Here is a 14,596-nt window from a genome sequence, read left to right on the forward strand (position 1 = left end):
CTACACAGATTCTATACCTATTTGCATTATAGTAATAAGAGTAGCTATGAAAGATAGAATCTTCACAAAAGATATTGGTAAGCAATTTGAGTTTGATGCCCAAGTGGCAAGTGTCTTTGATGATATGTTAGAGCGTTCAATCCCTCACTACAAGGAAGTGCTAGGGTTGATTGTGGATTTTTGCGCTATGAATCTTAAGACAGAAAATGCGCTTATCTATGATTTAGGAAGCTCCACAGGCACGACACTTCTAGCCCTTTATCAAGCTCTGCCCTCCTCTACACACTTTATAGGGATTGATAACTCTCAAGCTATGATTGATAAAGCCACACTCAAGGCAAAGGCGTATGGAGCAAATATCACATTTTTATGCGAAGATGTTTTTAGTTATCAATTTTTGCCCTCACATATTATTATCGCAAATTATATCTTGCAGTTTATCCGCCCTATCCAGCGACAGACACTTTTGCAAAAAATCTATGATAGCCTTGCAGATGATGGGGTTTTGATGATAAGTGAAAAGATGAGTTCTCCACATAGAATCCTTGATAAGCAAATGATAGAGCGATATATGCGCTATAAGATGGAGCAAGGCTACACGCAAAGTGAGATTAGCAAGAAGCGAGAAGCCCTAGAAAATGTGCTCATCCCCTTTAGCCTAGCAGAAAATATAACTATGCTTAAAAATGTAGGATTTAGCGGCGTGGAAGTGCTATTTAAGTGGGTGAATTTTGGCACTTTGATTGCTAAAAAATAATATAAAAACGATGGTTTTATTTGATGTTTTAGCATCTCAAAAAAATATTTTTATCTTAATGTATGATTTCTTTTTCTACACCACGAGAGCCAAACGAGAAAGTGGGTAGGATTATTTTAATAAAACCCATACCAAATTGGCTTCATTATATGAGTCTTTTATAAAATCTATTATATTTCAATAAAAAAAAGGGGGGGGGTGCAATGGAAGCGGTAGATCAAACAAATGAAATGGAAGCTAAGCTATATGCAAAGTTTGAGTCTATATGCCGCAAGATTCCCTATCCGCAGAATACAAGCTATAGAGATATGAATGAGCAGGAAAGAAAGGCATATAAACAAATATACTAAGTTTTAGTGCTACAAGAATGAGACATTTTGCAGGAATGATATACGAGCTGATTAAAAAATCATTGTAGAACACATATAGCCAAACTTGATAAAAAGTCTTATTCACAGGGCAAAGCATTAGGATTTTTACTCGATGATATAAAGCTACGCCATATGCCCTCTTCTTATCATACATATCCGCTGCGCTGATAATACTAATGAACCTATACCTTAAAAAAACTAAAGACAGCCGTAAGATATACGAGTGCTGTAAGAACTAAGCATTCTATCAAAAAGACACAAAATGGGTTTAGAATCGCTATTATGTATACTATGCCAAAAACACGATATCCATCCTACGCTATACACGCCCTTACAGAAATCAAACGCACTCAAAAATTAGAGCAATCTCACGCACACAGAAACAAAAAAACATAAAAGCTGTATAAATGGTTTTACAAACCATCTCTCAAGCACTTTTTGATCTAACTTTTAGGTAAGCATATCGCTTTATCCCCTGCTATCTCCTTTTTCTACTCGTGGCGCAGAGCGTCAATAGGATTAAGCCTTGAAGCGCGTTTAGCCGGTAGATAGCCAAAAAGCACTCCAATAAATGCGGAAAACACAAAGGCAATAATGGCTGTGGGTATATCAAAAATAAAGGGAATCCCCATATACTTACTCAACGCAAAAGAGGCAAAAAACGCCCATAAGATTCCCAATAAGCCCCCAAGTGAGCTTAATGTAATGGCTTCTATCAAAAACTGCATAAGCACTTCGCTTTGCAATGCTCCAATCGCCATACGTGTGCCTATCTCTCTAGTGCGTTCGGTAACAGATACAAGCATAATATTCATAATCCCAATGCCCCCTACGATAAGACTTACGCCCGCAATAAGCCCTAAAAGCGCAGTGAGCGTTTTAGTAGTGGAAGTAAGCGTCTCTGCGATTTGTTTAGTATCCATAATTTCAAAAGAATCTCTATCGCCCGGGCGGACATTACGCACTTGACGCAATATCCTTGTCAAAGCCGGGACTACTTCATCTGAATCTACACCATCTTTAGCACGAAGCATAAGGCGATTCACATAAAAAAGCGTATTAGCCCCCACCACAGAGCGTAAAAATGCTTTCATAGGCAGTAGCACCACATCATCTTGGTCATTACCCATACCGCCCTGCCCTTTAGATTCTAACACACCGATACATTCACACACGATATTATTTAAGCGGATTTTCTGCCCTAAGGGATTTTTCTGTCCAAACAAATTTTTTAACACAGATTCACCAATCATACAGACATTACTACCCACGCGATATTCATTATCTTCAAAACCTCTCCCCATACTCGTATCCCATTGCGTTACGTCAAAAAACGCCGCATTCACACCTTGCACTTGTGTTGTTGTATTTTGGGATTGATATTGCAGCATTACGGAGCTTTGTGCGATTGGAGCGAGGGCTTCAATATACTCTTGTGAAAGCGTTTGCACACTTTGAGCTTCCTGCATACTGAAATTACGGCGGAGATTCACACCGCTTGGATTCATCACACGTGCAGGAAAAACAAGCAAAAGATTGCTTCCTAAGGAGGAGATTCTATCGCTTATCATTTTTGTAGTGCCATTCCCTAAGCTAATCATCACTACCACTGCACCCACACCAATAATCACGCCAAGCATTGTAAGGAAAGCCCGTAAAAAGTTGCGCTGAATCTGTCGCAGGGCTAACGCAAAGGCATTGAGTATCATTGCGCTTCTCCCATATCATACTTAGAATCACTCAGCAATCGCCCATCTAAAAAATGCAATTCCCTGCTTGCATATTTTGCCATATCCGGCTCGTGCGTTACCATAAGGATAGTAATACCCAAAGTTTGATTAAGACTTTTAAGAATCTCCATAATCTCTACACTTCGCTTTGTATCAAGATTCCCCGTTGGCTCATCAGCAAGGAGAAAAAGTGGCTCTGAAGCAATCGCTCGTGCGATAGCCACACGTTGCTGCTGTCCGCCGCTTAGTTTAGCACTCGTATGCGAAGCCCATTCCTTAAGCCCTACTTTATCAAGCGCGTTTAAAGCAATTTCCTCCCGCTCTGCCTTTTTGACACCTCGATACATAAGGGGTAATTCAACATTTTCAAGTGCTGTTGTCCGCGCTAAGAGATTGAATCCTTGAAAGATAAAGCCAATATAGTTGCGGCGTAAAAGAGCGCGTTCATTCTGCGTTAATCTAAACACATCAACATCGCAAAATAAATATTCCCCGCTCGTGCCTACATCAAGTGTGCCAAGGATATTAGCAAGGCTTGATTTACCCGAGCCACTAGGTCCCATCAATGCGACAAACTCGCCCTTATCAATTTGCAAATCTACACCCTTAAGTGCCTCAAATGCACCCTCGCCTTTACCATAAGTCTTGCGCACATCTTTTAAGACAATAAAATCTTGAATTTTTTCCTGCATATTGCCCTCTTATTGCACTTTTACGCCGGTGATAATGAATGTATTTTCATCAATGTCACTTAAAATCTGCACAAAACTCCCATCGCTAATGCCTACCTCAACATTTACAGATTCTGGCTTGCCATTTTTAAGAATCCATAATGTCCCACTTTTACCTCGCTGCTGTTTTTGCTTAGGAGCGCTTGTCTGTGCCCTAGGGGGACGTGGTGGGGTAAACATAGAACCTAGAGCCGATTTACCTTTTTGTGCTCCTGCCTTTTGAAGCGATTTGTTTAAGTCAAAATAAAGCGCTGCACTTGGCACAAGCAGGGCATTATCCGCTTTAGCAATAATAATATCAGCTGTGGCACTCATATCCGGACGCAAAAGGAGATTTTTATTATCCACTTCGATTTTTGCCCGATAGGTGATAATCGAGCTACTTGAGCCCGTGCTAGAGCTTGAACTTGAGCTGGAGCTACTGCCATCACCTGAACCAAAATTCACGCGATTAACTTTTGCGTGAAAATTTCTATCTGGATAGGCATCAACGGTGAAAATAACTTCTTGTCCTTCTTTGACTTTGCCAATATCAGCTTCCGAGATACTTGCATAAAGTATCATTTCCTCCAAGTTTTCTGCTACTTTAAATAAAGTAGGTGCTTGGAAGCTCGCTGCCACACTCTGCCCTACTTCCACGCTACGACTAAGCACAATACCATCAACAGGCGAGATAATTTCGGAGTTTTTCAGATCAATCTTAGCGCTCTCAATGCTTGTTTGAATCTCATTAATCGAGGCTTTTTTAATATCTACATCAGCGCGTGCTGAAGTGTAGCTTGTCTTCGCTGCTTGTAGCTCAAGCAAAGAGGGTGAAGCCCCACCTGTAGCGTCATAAAGCTCTTTTAGTCTATCATAATTCCACTTTCTATCAACCAAAGTCTGCTCACTTGCCTTAAGATTAGCCTGTGCGGATTTGAGCTGTGCTTCATATCGAGCAATGTTTTGATTAATCGTTTCAGGGTTAATCCGTGCTAAAACTTGCCCTTCTTTTACTTCATCATTTTCTTCGGCAAGCACTTCAAGCACAAGCCCTGAAATCACACTCCCTATTTCAATTTCATTGAGTGGAGAGAGTGAGCCAGAGGCGGAGATAGTCGATTTTATATCTCCACGTGTAGCTTGAGTAGTATCATATATAATATGTGTGCTAAAAATCTTATATATAGCCACAATACACACAATCACGGCTATGATAATACTGCTTACAATAACCCACGCAAGAGGAGTGAGCTTCTTATGTGTTTTTTTATTACGTAAAGCTTGATATAGATTCATTGCTGCTCCCTTGTGATAGTATCCTCTTTGGTATCATCAATGCTTGAAAGTGCGAGATTACCCCCGAGTGCTTTAAAAAGTGTGATAACAGATAAGACTTCATTCGTTTTTGCACTAAATAGCTGCGTTTGCAGGCTAAAATAGCTATTTTCAAGTCCTAAAAAATCATTCTTATCCAATAAACCACGAGTGCTTTTAGTGCTATTATCTTTATAGGCTTTAAGCCCGATGTCATAAACATCTTGTGTATTTTGTAACTGACGTTTCTTAGATTGGACATCAAAAAGCGCATTTTCTACTTCACCCAAAGCGGTATTGATGCTATTTTGCAATGTATAAAATGCCTCATTACTCAATTCTTTTTGTATAAGATAATTTTGCCTTAAAGAAGTGCGATTAAGTAAAGGAGTAGTAATAGAGTTAGCAATTTGAAAGACAATAGAGCCAACAGAATTACCACTCGTGCTATATAAAATATCCCCTATTGAACCGCTAAGGGAAATAGTAGGCAATCTCGCCGCATTAGCATTTGTCTGCTTATAAAGCTGTGCGTGGAGGGCATAAATATTTGCCTGAATATCAGGACGTGAGAGCAAAACATCACTTGGCATTTTATCGACATAAAATGCCCTAATCTGTGGGAACTCATACTCTTTAGAATCTAAGAAATTAATCTTTTGCTTAAGCTCCTCAAGCGGAATATTTAAAAGTGTAAGCAAGGCATTTTGATTTTGCTCAAAAGTATAAAGCAAAGATTCATAATTATTTTTTTGCGTTCGCGTATTAGCCACAATGCTTTGATAGGCATTAATATCAATCAGCCCTATTCTAAACCTATCGGTATTGATTTGCTCGATCTGCTGAAGATTCTCTAGTGTTGCCTTTGCGATTTTGACAGAATGTGCATTATCTCTTAATGTAAAATAGAGTGTCGCTACTTCAGCAATTAAGCTAATTTGCGCGTATGCGAGATTGCTCTGGGCTTGAAGATATGATTTCTTACTCGATTGGCGCAAGGCATTAAGCTTACCAAATAAATCAAGTTCCCAGCTCATACTCAAACTCGCATTAATAGAATTTGCACCCGGACGCACTATCGTGCTTTGAGAGAGTGTGCGGTTATCGATATAGCTTGAATTAAGCCCTGCATTAATCGTAGGTAGCATACTCGCAGTATTGATTTTCACTTGAGATTTGGCTTGTTTGATACGTGAAATCATTGTAAGGACATTAGTATTTTTTTCTAAAGCAATATGAAGAATCGTATGTAAATCCTTATCATTAACCAAAGCAACAAACTGCTCTAGGCTGAAGGGCTCTTCTTTGTCTTTACTTGTTTTATTTTTTGTAGTATTTTCAGCTTTTACAGAATCTACCCTCTGTGTAGGCTTTTTCAACGATTCAAGATTGCGGAAAGATTCAGGAATATGGGTTTGCTTGGCATTTTCTTCAAGTGTAGGAATCTGTGTGCTACACCCTATGTATATGAATACTAAGACACCCAACAAACATAATCGTTTCAATACTTTTATCCCTCTTTAAAGATTGTGTAATTTTGAAAAATAAGCCGGCATAGTATTAAAACAATGTGAAATTAAAGTGAAATTAATTTTTAATTCTTAAAATCACATAGCTTCAAATACCAAACCTAGAATCTTGGTATCATATCAAAGGTTTTCAATGCTTAAACATCTCACTTGCTTTTTGCTCTGCCTAAACGCTCTTTTTATAATGAGTGCTTGCTCACATCATAGTGATTTACAAACCTTTAATGAATACTATTATAGCGGACAAGACATAAAAGCTTATGAATATGCCAAATCAAAAACAGGTAAAAATGGAGATGTGCTATGGAATCTACAAGCGGGTATGAGTGGCTTTAGCACACAGACAAAGGAAAACTTGATGCTGTTAGAACAAGGTGAAATGCTCTTTAGCAAGTATGAAGCCGAGGGTTTAATGGGTGGAATATTTGGCAATATCGGTGCAATGCTTGTGAATGAAAATGTAAAAAATTATAGAGGCAATATTTATGAGGGTGTAATGTTTAATTACTACAAAGCCCTTAATGCTATGGCTCAAGGTAATTATGGTAAAGCTCGTGTGGAGTTTAACCGCGCTAATGATAGACAAAGACGTGCTAAAGATTATTTTAGAAAAGATATTCAAAAAGCGCTTGAAGAAGAAAATAAACAAAATGCTCAAAATTCTACGTTAAGACAGATTGATACACATAATTCAAGCAGAGCCATTTCTCCCATATTAGAGCAACAATATAGCAATCTCAAGGCTTTTCAAGCCTATGAAGGATTTATCAACCCTGCAGTAAGCTATGTATCGGCTTTATTCTTTATGAGTGAGGGGGACTATGCCAAAGCAATGGATTTATATAAAGAATCCTATGGTATTACTAAGGCTAAAGTGATTGATGAAGATTTGAAAGTGCTCCAAAGGCGCAAGAGCGGTCGCATAAAGCAAACATACACATGGCTTATTATCGAAGATGGACGAAGTGCTATGAAATATGATACATCGCTCAATCTCCCATCTTTTTATGTAAGTAGCGAGATTTTACACATAGGAGTATCCATACCTACGCTTGTAGAGGGAAAAGCTACATCGAGTAACTATCAGGCTCAAAGTTATAGTGGAGAGACTTTCCAAGCTTACGAAATAAGCGATATGGATAAAGTGATTGCTAATGAATTTCAAAAGCAGCTGCCTTTTATCCTCACACGTGCTATTACATCAGCTATTCTTAAAGCCACCACACAAGCTGCTTTGAGTGATCAGCTAGGCACACTTGGGGCACTTGCAGGGGCAATCTATTCAGCCGGAACTACCAATGCTGATATACGTATAAGCACAGCCTTACCCAAACGTATCCTTGCTATGCAGATTCCTAACGATATAGGCAATTTCACACTCAAAGCCGATAGTCGCCCTTTATTTCATATTCATTTTGAATGTATTGAAAATAACAATTCTCCACAAAATGAATCAAAAAGCAAAACAAACTTGATATACTTATGTCACAAAAATGATAATATTCTCTACTTAAGACATAAAAGTGTAAATCCATTTTATCGTATTTTAAAAGGAGGCACGTAATGAATAAACACTTACTCTACACTATTGCTCTTAGTATGTTATTTGTGGCTGGTTGTAGCACATCGCCCAAATATATAGATACCGCGGATTCTAAGTCTTATACAAGTATGGGGCTTGATTATCACGATATTGAAAAGGCTGCGGTAGATAGCATGCAGTCTTTGCTCAAGAGTGCGTATGTGCGTAATATTTCCAACACAGGCTCACCAAAAGTATTGATGATTTCAGATGTTATTAATGACACTATGCAAAATATTGATACCGATCAACTTACAAGAAAAATTACACGCGATATGCGTAATAGTGGAAAGTTTGCACTCACTCTTGCAGTAGGAGACAAAAAAGACAAAGGTATTGCTATGGGGAGAAGTGTGCGTGATGATGATGAGTTTGACCAACACACTACGATTGAAAAAGGCACACTCAAAGCCCCTGAATATTCACTATCAGGTAAAATCGTGCAAAAAAATACTAAAATCGGCTCAAAGCAACGCACAGATTATTACTTTCTTCTCACACTTACGAATCTTAAAAACGGATTGGTAGTCTGGGATGACGAAGTCAATATTATTAAAGTTGGCTCAAATTCATCAGTGAGCTGGTAATTTTATTTTATAACAAAGGGATACAATGCAAACACAAGTAAAACATATTTTGGCAGGGAGTATTGCAGCAGTGCTGTTTATTGCAGGTTGCGCTAACAAAGATGACGCATTAGGAGAAGGTGCAAAAAAAATCGATAAAAAAGCGCTTCAAGCTCTTAATATTCAAGGTGCCCCAAATTGGGTTCTTAATGGCGGACAAGGCGATATGAGTGCGGTAGGAATTGCCGATATTGTCAATGGAGATTTAGGCTTTGCCCGCACAGAAGCTTTAGCTCTCGCTCGTGATGAACTTGCTCGTCAAGTAGGCACAAAAATTCAAAGCACCATTAATCGTGCAGCGAACGTAAGTATGGGGGCTTCAACTCAAGATGCGCAAGTGAGCAAAACAAGTGAGCAAATTACAAAACAAACTGTTTCTCAAACATTAAGTGGCGCCAAGCAAACAGATACTTGGATCACCAAAGATGCAACAAAACTTTTTGTTCTCATTAAGCTTAATCCAGAGCTTAAGGCCAAATTGGAAGCAAATGTAAAAAAAGAAATTAATAAAAGCACTCTTCATACGCAAGCCAAGCAAGACGCAATTAATGCCGTTAGTGCAACCTTATCTACTGCTGAATAGTGGCACTAAAATAGAATGCTATCACTGCGTTTTGTATGCTTAATTGCATTTATTTGCATATATGGAGGCTGTTGGGCTTCCCCATCTAAACCTCCATTGTGGTATGGCAAAAGCACAATAAGCGATCAATCCTTAATCGGTTTTGGGAATGATAAGAATCTTGATTCTGCAAAGGCAAAAGCCTTAAGCGATATTGTTACACAACTCAATGTACAAGTGAGTTCGCAATTTACCTCCACTACCCAAAGGCAAGATTTTCAAACAAGCCATAATGCAAGTAGCGATGTCTATCTTGATAGTGCAAATATCAACCTTAATGATGTGCACTATACAAAGAGTGCATTTGAAAATGGGCAATTTTATATTCAGGCGGAAATTACAAAAAATGCTCTTATCGCACAATTCCAAAAAGAATTTGATGTAGCCTATAATAAGCTTAATCCCGCCAATCTAAAGAAATGTAGGATTCTCTCTATTAAAGACAAAACACGTCTTGCAAAAATACTCAATACGCTACATCTTTATGCAGATTTACTGCAAACATTAGGCAAAAGTAGCAAATCCCTCAGCAGTTTTGAATCTATACTGAACGCAAATACACCCCTTCCTTTAGCACAACTTCTCATTGAAACCAATATGCCAAATGATAAAATCAGCAATGATTTAGCAAAAGAATTAGGGTATTTCTATCGTATCCAAAACAATGCAGCACACACACTCAAGGCAAAAATCCAAATAAGCAATACAAGCAGTGAAAACGCAAAGATAAACATACTCTTTAGTATACTTGATTGTTCTGGCAACCCTATTTTTAACACAAATGTATCTTATGAAGCAATAGACACCAAAGATGCCCTATATGTTGCTTCCCAACGCGTAAGCATACAGCTCTACAAAAAAATACAAGAGTGGATAGAGGAATAAACCAATCTCTAGTTTATAGCTATCCTCTTAGAATCTTCACACAATCTTTAATAGAGGCAATGAGATACTCTATATCTGCTACATTATGGGTATAATGGATACTTACACGTAGCCACATAGGCTTTTTAGCTAATGTACCCTCAGGCATAAGATAGTGCCCATAAGGTCCCGCGCAACTGCACCCTGCACGTGTTTGAATCCCATATTTTTTACTAAGCAGGGCGCATAAATCAAGGGGTGAGATTGAGCCGATATTAAAGCTTACAATACCCAATCGCTCAAGTGATAAATCTCCATAAATGCTTACTGCAGGGATTTTAGCTAATTCGTGTAAAAATACCTCTGTAAGAATCTTCTCCCTCCTTGCTATCCAGTCTAACCCCACCTCATTGCGCAGCTGATAGGCTAATGCTGCATAGAGTAAGCCCAATATATGCGGCGTGCCAGCCTCTTCGCGCAATTTTATATCATCAATAAAGCAATGTGTCTCATCATTAGCATATTCCATCACTCCACCACCGCTAAAGCTTGGCGGCAAGGCATTATCAAGCAATGATTTACGTATAGATAAGATTCCACAAGCCCCCACACCACCTAAAAGCTTGTGTGGTGCGAGAAAAGCCGCATCAAAATGAGTAGAATCTACCACCATATAAGGCGAGGAGCTAGCCATATCAAGTGCGATAATCGCTTTATATTCGCGCAAGAGCTTCACACAAGATTCTAAAGGTGTGAAAATCCCTGTAACATTAGAGGCAACATTCAAGCTTGCAATAATCTTTTTATCTTTCAAATCACATAGTATATCTTTAAGATGAGCTACATCGGGCAATCCACGTTTATCAAATGCGATTTTATACACGTGGCAAAGCCCCTCTTTGTAGCTTATTTCATTAGAATGATGTTCAAATCCGCTCATAATAATATGCGGCAGATTTAGCATATTTGTCTGTATATCGTAGTTCTTGAGACGCATAAGTAAGGGTAAAGATGAATAAGTGTGTGAATGAGTAGTGTCTTTTGTCGTTATGGCATTTTCAAGCATAGATTCTAAATGCAGCAAACTGCGCGGTGGCACATAAATACCCATTAGCTCTTGAAATTTCTTAATGCCAAAGCTCGCCCCGCTCCCTCCAGCAATCAACACAAAATCATCACTCAATCCCAAAGCCTCTGCAATGTGCTCCTTTGCTCTCTCATAAATCTCACTCATCAACGCCGCGTGTGAAGCAAAATGTGAATGTGTATTCGCATAATAGGGTAAAATAGATTCTATACGTTTATTAATCGCCCTATATGAAAGCCCTGAAGCCGTGAAATCAAAATAACGCTCTCCATTAGCAAGGAGAGTATTAGCGCGAAGCGTAGAAAGTATATCGCTATCGATATTCAGCAAGGGAGCAAAAAAGCGAGTAATGATTTTCCCATACTTTTGTGATGTGAGCGGCATTATTTTATTCCTTGATAAAAAATGACATTGTTACTTTATGTATCGCTTGAAAGCAAAACAACATTTTGCTTTTCTTAAAAATCCCACAATCTTTGCTAGGAGCGTATTTAAATAACATATAAAAGAAAAAGTAAATTTCAAAAAATAAACAAATGCAGCGTTTAAAAACAATATTTTGGATAACTTTCACTTTACTTTCCTTATTATTTAGGATTTTTATTATACAATTTGAAGCAAACCATTATATAAGGTTTTCGTTTCTATGACAACAACAAATCCACAAAACTAGCAAGGAGAACACAATGAGGGAAGAATACGAGCAGTTTCTTAAAGAGTATAAAGCACATACAGATGAGAGAGCTACGCAAGGTGTGCCACCACTACCGCTAAATATAACGCAAACGCAAAAAGCCATTGATATGTGTAAAGATTCTAGTCTAAATGCCGATCAAAAAGCGTTTGCTAAGGAATTACTTACACATAAAGTGAATCCGGGTGTCGATGCGTCCGCACAGCTTAAGGCGGCATTTCTAGGAGAGATACTCCTTCATAATAAGCAAGATTATGGCTTTACTCCAAGTGAAGCTGTTACTTATCTAGGCACAATGCTTGGGGGCTACAATGTAGCACCACTCATTCAAGGACTTTCCTTGCCAGATACTGCATTAGCTCAAGCCTGTGCGAATGCACTAAAACACACGCTTCTAATTTATGATAATTTTGAAAAAATTGCGGCGCTTAACACCCCGCTTTCAAAAGAAATTATAGAATCTTGGGCAAACGCAGAGTGGTTTAAGAGCAAAGAGGATTTGAACGAAAAAATCAAAGTATGTGTGTTTAAAGTCGATGGAGAAACAAATACCGATGATTTAAGCCCAGCAGGAGATGCTTTCACTCGAAGTGATATTCCACTCCACGCAAAAGCTATGCTCAAAAGTCGCATTGAAAATTTCGAGCAACGTATAGAAACTGCCAAACAAAAAGCAGCGCAAAACAACGCCATAGTAGCATACGTGGGCGATGTGGTCGGCACAGGTAGTAGCCGTAAATCCGCTTGTAACTCGATTATGTGGCATTTTGGCAAGGAAATTCCTTATATTCCCAACAAAAAAAGTGGTGGAATTGTCATAGGGAGCGTAATTGCACCTATTTTCTTTAACACTTGTGAGGATAGCGGGGCATTGCCTATTGTGGCTGATGTGAGCGAGCTCAAAGATGGCGATATTATTGAAATTGATACAAAAAAGGGTGAGATTAGCAAAGATAGCAAAGTTGTGGCTACTTTCAATCTTAATCCCGCAACTATTGCTGATGAAATCCGCTCCGGTGGTAGAATTCCCCTCATTATCGGTAGAGGATTAACCGCGAAAGCACGAGAATACCTTAAACTTGGCAAAAGCGATGTGTTTAAAGAGCCAAAACAACCAGCCCCTAGTAACAAAGGTTATACATTAGCGCAAAAAATGGTAGGACGTGCCTGTGGTGTAGAGGGCGTGCGTCCGGGTAGCTATTGTGAGCCAAAAACCACAACCGTGGGTAGTCAAGATACCACAGGTGCAATGACACGAGATGAAATCAAAGAGCTTGCCGCACTTAGCTTTGGGGCGGATTTTGTATTGCAAAGTTTCTGCCATACTGCCGCTTATCCAAAACCTGCTGATGTGAGCTTACATGCAACTTTACCAAATTTTGTAGCCGAACGCGGTGGCGTGGCATTGCGTCCTAAAGATGGTGTGATACACTCTTGGCTTAATCGTATGTGTTTACCTGACACGGTAGGCACAGGAGGGGATTCTCACACGAGATTCCCTATTGGCATTAGCTTCCCTGCAGGAAGTGGACTTATCGCGTTTGCTGCTGTTACAGGCTCTATGCCCCTTGATATGCCTGAATCTGTGCTTGTGCGCTTTAAAGGTAAGCTCAATCCGGGCATTACATTGCGCGATTTAGTAAATGCTATCCCTTACTATGCGATCAAGCAAGGACTTTTGACCGTTGAAAAAAAGGGTAAAAAAAATATCTTTAGTGGAAAGATTCTAGAAATTGAGGGCTTAGGTGATTTGAAAGTCGAACAAGCTTTTGAACTAAGCGATGCGAGTGCAGAGAGAAGTGCGGCTGCTTGTAGTGTGCGCCTTAACAAAGAGCCAATTATTGAATATCTAAGCTCGAATATCAAGCTTATAGAATCTATGATTGCTAATGGCTACCAAGACGCTAAAACCTTGCAAAGACGAGCAGACAAAATGAAAGAATGGATTGCTAATCCTGTGCTTTTAGAGCCTGATAGCGATGCGGAATATGCGGCGATTATTGAAATTGACCTTGCAGATATTAAAGAACCTATCCTAGCTTGTCCTAATGATCCAGATGATGTAGCCACACTCAGCGAAATCCACGCTAATCCTAAACGTCCAAAAAATATCGATGAAGTATTTATCGGTAGTTGTATGACTAATATTGGGCATTTTAGAGCTTTTGGTGAGATTGTTAAAAATGAAGGGCAAAGTAAAACGCAGATTTGGATTGCCCCTCCTACTAAAATGGACGAAAAAGAGCTTACCAAAGAAGGTTATCTCTCACTCTTTGGTGCAGCAGGTGCGAGGCTAGAAGCTCCCGGCTGCAGCTTGTGTATGGGAAATCAAGCACGTGTAAGAGATAATGCTGTGGTGTTCTCTACTTCCACACGAAACTTTGATAATCGTATGGGTAAAGGCGCACAAGTCTATCTAGGCAGTGCGGAGCTTGGCGGTGTATGTGCGACTTTGGGACGTTTGCCAACCGCACAAGAATACCTTGAAATCGCTCCTAAAAAGATTGAATCTCAAAAAGCAAGTATTTATACTTATCTTAATTTCAATCTTATGCCAGATTTCTCCCTCTAAGCGACTTTATCAAAATGCAGTGGCACTCTCCTAAGTGCCACCTTAGAACTTAAAAATACAAACTATGAGCTTTGTTTTGCTCAACATAGTTTAGCTTATGCTTTATTCTTATCATCACAAAAATCAAATCTCTTG

General features: G+C 39.1%; 12 protein-coding genes. 7 read left to right on the forward strand and 5 right to left on the reverse strand.

What is annotated here, in order from left to right; translation table 11 throughout:
- Positions 1–46 precede the first annotated feature (46 nt).
- Positions 47–757, forward strand: a complete 711-nt coding sequence (gene cmoA / locus V3I05_RS00510) for a carboxy-S-adenosyl-L-methionine synthase CmoA (RefSeq protein ID WP_343353681.1) — start codon at positions 47–49, stop codon at positions 755–757.
- A gap of 203 nt (positions 758–960) precedes the next feature.
- The gene (locus V3I05_RS00515; protein WP_300447974.1) at positions 961–1,107 is read left to right on the forward strand and encodes a hypothetical protein; all 147 of its coding nucleotides are present in this window, start codon (positions 961–963) and stop codon (positions 1,105–1,107) included.
- A 512-nt stretch (positions 1,108–1,619) separates the two neighbouring features.
- On the opposite strand, the gene V3I05_RS00520 is transcribed toward V3I05_RS00515, so the two are convergent.
- The 4 genes from V3I05_RS00520 to V3I05_RS00535 are packed head-to-tail and all read right to left on the reverse strand — an operon-like array spanning position 1,620 to position 6,390.
- Entirely contained in the window at positions 1,620–2,837 is a 1,218-nt protein-coding gene (locus tag V3I05_RS00520) for an ABC transporter permease (protein ID WP_295699337.1), read from the reverse strand.
- Positions 2,834–3,550: an ABC transporter ATP-binding protein gene (locus V3I05_RS00525; RefSeq protein WP_300451287.1), complete on the reverse strand. Its 717-nt coding sequence runs from the start codon at positions 3,548–3,550 to the stop codon at positions 2,834–2,836. Before V3I05_RS00525 ends, V3I05_RS00520 begins: the two co-directional genes overlap by 4 nt.
- 9 nt (positions 3,551–3,559) lie before the next feature.
- On the reverse strand, positions 3,560–4,867 hold the full coding sequence (locus V3I05_RS00530) for an efflux RND transporter periplasmic adaptor subunit (protein ID WP_300447980.1): 1,308 nt from the start codon (positions 4,865–4,867) through the stop codon (positions 3,560–3,562).
- Complete coding sequence (locus tag V3I05_RS00535; protein ID WP_343353685.1) at positions 4,864–6,390, reverse strand: TolC family protein; 1,527 nt, start codon at positions 6,388–6,390, stop codon at positions 4,864–4,866. The genes V3I05_RS00530 and V3I05_RS00535 overlap by 4 nt, the downstream gene beginning before the upstream one ends.
- Positions 6,391–6,547: 157 nt before the next feature.
- On the opposite strand from V3I05_RS00535, the gene V3I05_RS00540 reads away from it, so the two are divergent.
- The 4 genes from V3I05_RS00540 to V3I05_RS00555 are packed head-to-tail and all read left to right on the forward strand — an operon-like array spanning position 6,548 to position 10,129.
- The gene (locus V3I05_RS00540; protein WP_300859635.1) at positions 6,548–7,978 is read left to right on the forward strand and encodes a COG3014 family protein; all 1,431 of its coding nucleotides are present in this window, start codon (positions 6,548–6,550) and stop codon (positions 7,976–7,978) included.
- Positions 7,978–8,583: a penicillin-binding protein activator LpoB gene (gene lpoB / locus V3I05_RS00545; RefSeq protein WP_300447988.1), complete on the forward strand. Its 606-nt coding sequence runs from the start codon at positions 7,978–7,980 to the stop codon at positions 8,581–8,583. The genes V3I05_RS00540 and lpoB overlap by 1 nt, the downstream gene beginning before the upstream one ends.
- 25 nt (positions 8,584–8,608) lie before the next feature.
- Positions 8,609–9,205: an LPP20 family lipoprotein gene (locus V3I05_RS00550; protein WP_300447990.1), complete on the forward strand. Its 597-nt coding sequence runs from the start codon at positions 8,609–8,611 to the stop codon at positions 9,203–9,205.
- A gap of 15 nt (positions 9,206–9,220) precedes the next feature.
- Positions 9,221–10,129 (forward strand): LPP20 family lipoprotein, encoded by a 909-nt coding sequence (locus tag V3I05_RS00555; RefSeq protein WP_300447992.1) that lies wholly within the window; start codon positions 9,221–9,223, stop codon positions 10,127–10,129.
- A 19-nt stretch (positions 10,130–10,148) separates the two neighbouring features.
- Here V3I05_RS00555 and V3I05_RS00560 read toward each other — a convergent pair whose 3' ends face one another.
- Entirely contained in the window at positions 10,149–11,579 is a 1,431-nt protein-coding gene (locus tag V3I05_RS00560; protein WP_300451280.1) for an aminotransferase class V-fold PLP-dependent enzyme, read from the reverse strand.
- Positions 11,580–11,881: 302 nt separating this feature from the next.
- On the opposite strand from V3I05_RS00560, the gene acnB reads away from it, so the two are divergent.
- Positions 11,882–14,461: a bifunctional aconitate hydratase 2/2-methylisocitrate dehydratase gene (gene acnB, locus V3I05_RS00565; protein WP_343353686.1), complete on the forward strand. Its 2,580-nt coding sequence runs from the start codon at positions 11,882–11,884 to the stop codon at positions 14,459–14,461.
- Positions 14,462–14,596: the final 135 nt, after the last annotated feature.

Source organism: Helicobacter mastomyrinus, assembly GCF_039555295.1.
In the GTDB taxonomy this organism is placed as follows: domain Bacteria; phylum Campylobacterota; class Campylobacteria; order Campylobacterales; family Helicobacteraceae; genus Helicobacter_C; species Helicobacter_C mastomyrinus.

What these genes read in the sequence shown, in the direction of transcription:
- cmoA (WP_343353681.1), top strand. Translation starts at nt 47, where the DNA reads ATGAAAGATAGAATCTTCACAAAAGATATTGGTAAGCAATTTGAGTTT.
- V3I05_RS00515 (WP_300447974.1), top strand. Translation starts at nt 961, where the DNA reads ATGGAAGCGGTAGATCAAACAAATGAAATGGAAGCTAAGCTATATGCA.
- V3I05_RS00520 (WP_295699337.1), bottom strand. Translation starts at nt 2,837, where the DNA reads ATGATACTCAATGCCTTTGCGTTAGCCCTGCGACAGATTCAGCGCAAC.
- V3I05_RS00525 (WP_300451287.1), bottom strand. Translation starts at nt 3,550, where the DNA reads ATGCAGGAAAAAATTCAAGATTTTATTGTCTTAAAAGATGTGCGCAAG.
- V3I05_RS00530 (WP_300447980.1), bottom strand. Translation starts at nt 4,867, where the DNA reads ATGAATCTATATCAAGCTTTACGTAATAAAAAAACACATAAGAAGCTC.
- V3I05_RS00540 (WP_300859635.1), top strand. Translation starts at nt 6,548, where the DNA reads ATGCTTAAACATCTCACTTGCTTTTTGCTCTGCCTAAACGCTCTTTTT.
- lpoB (WP_300447988.1), top strand. Translation starts at nt 7,978, where the DNA reads ATGAATAAACACTTACTCTACACTATTGCTCTTAGTATGTTATTTGTG.
- V3I05_RS00550 (WP_300447990.1), top strand. Translation starts at nt 8,609, where the DNA reads ATGCAAACACAAGTAAAACATATTTTGGCAGGGAGTATTGCAGCAGTG.
- V3I05_RS00555 (WP_300447992.1), top strand. Translation starts at nt 9,221, where the DNA reads ATGCTATCACTGCGTTTTGTATGCTTAATTGCATTTATTTGCATATAT.
- V3I05_RS00560 (WP_300451280.1), bottom strand. Translation starts at nt 11,579, where the DNA reads ATGCCGCTCACATCACAAAAGTATGGGAAAATCATTACTCGCTTTTTT.
- acnB (WP_343353686.1), top strand. Translation starts at nt 11,882, where the DNA reads ATGAGGGAAGAATACGAGCAGTTTCTTAAAGAGTATAAAGCACATACA.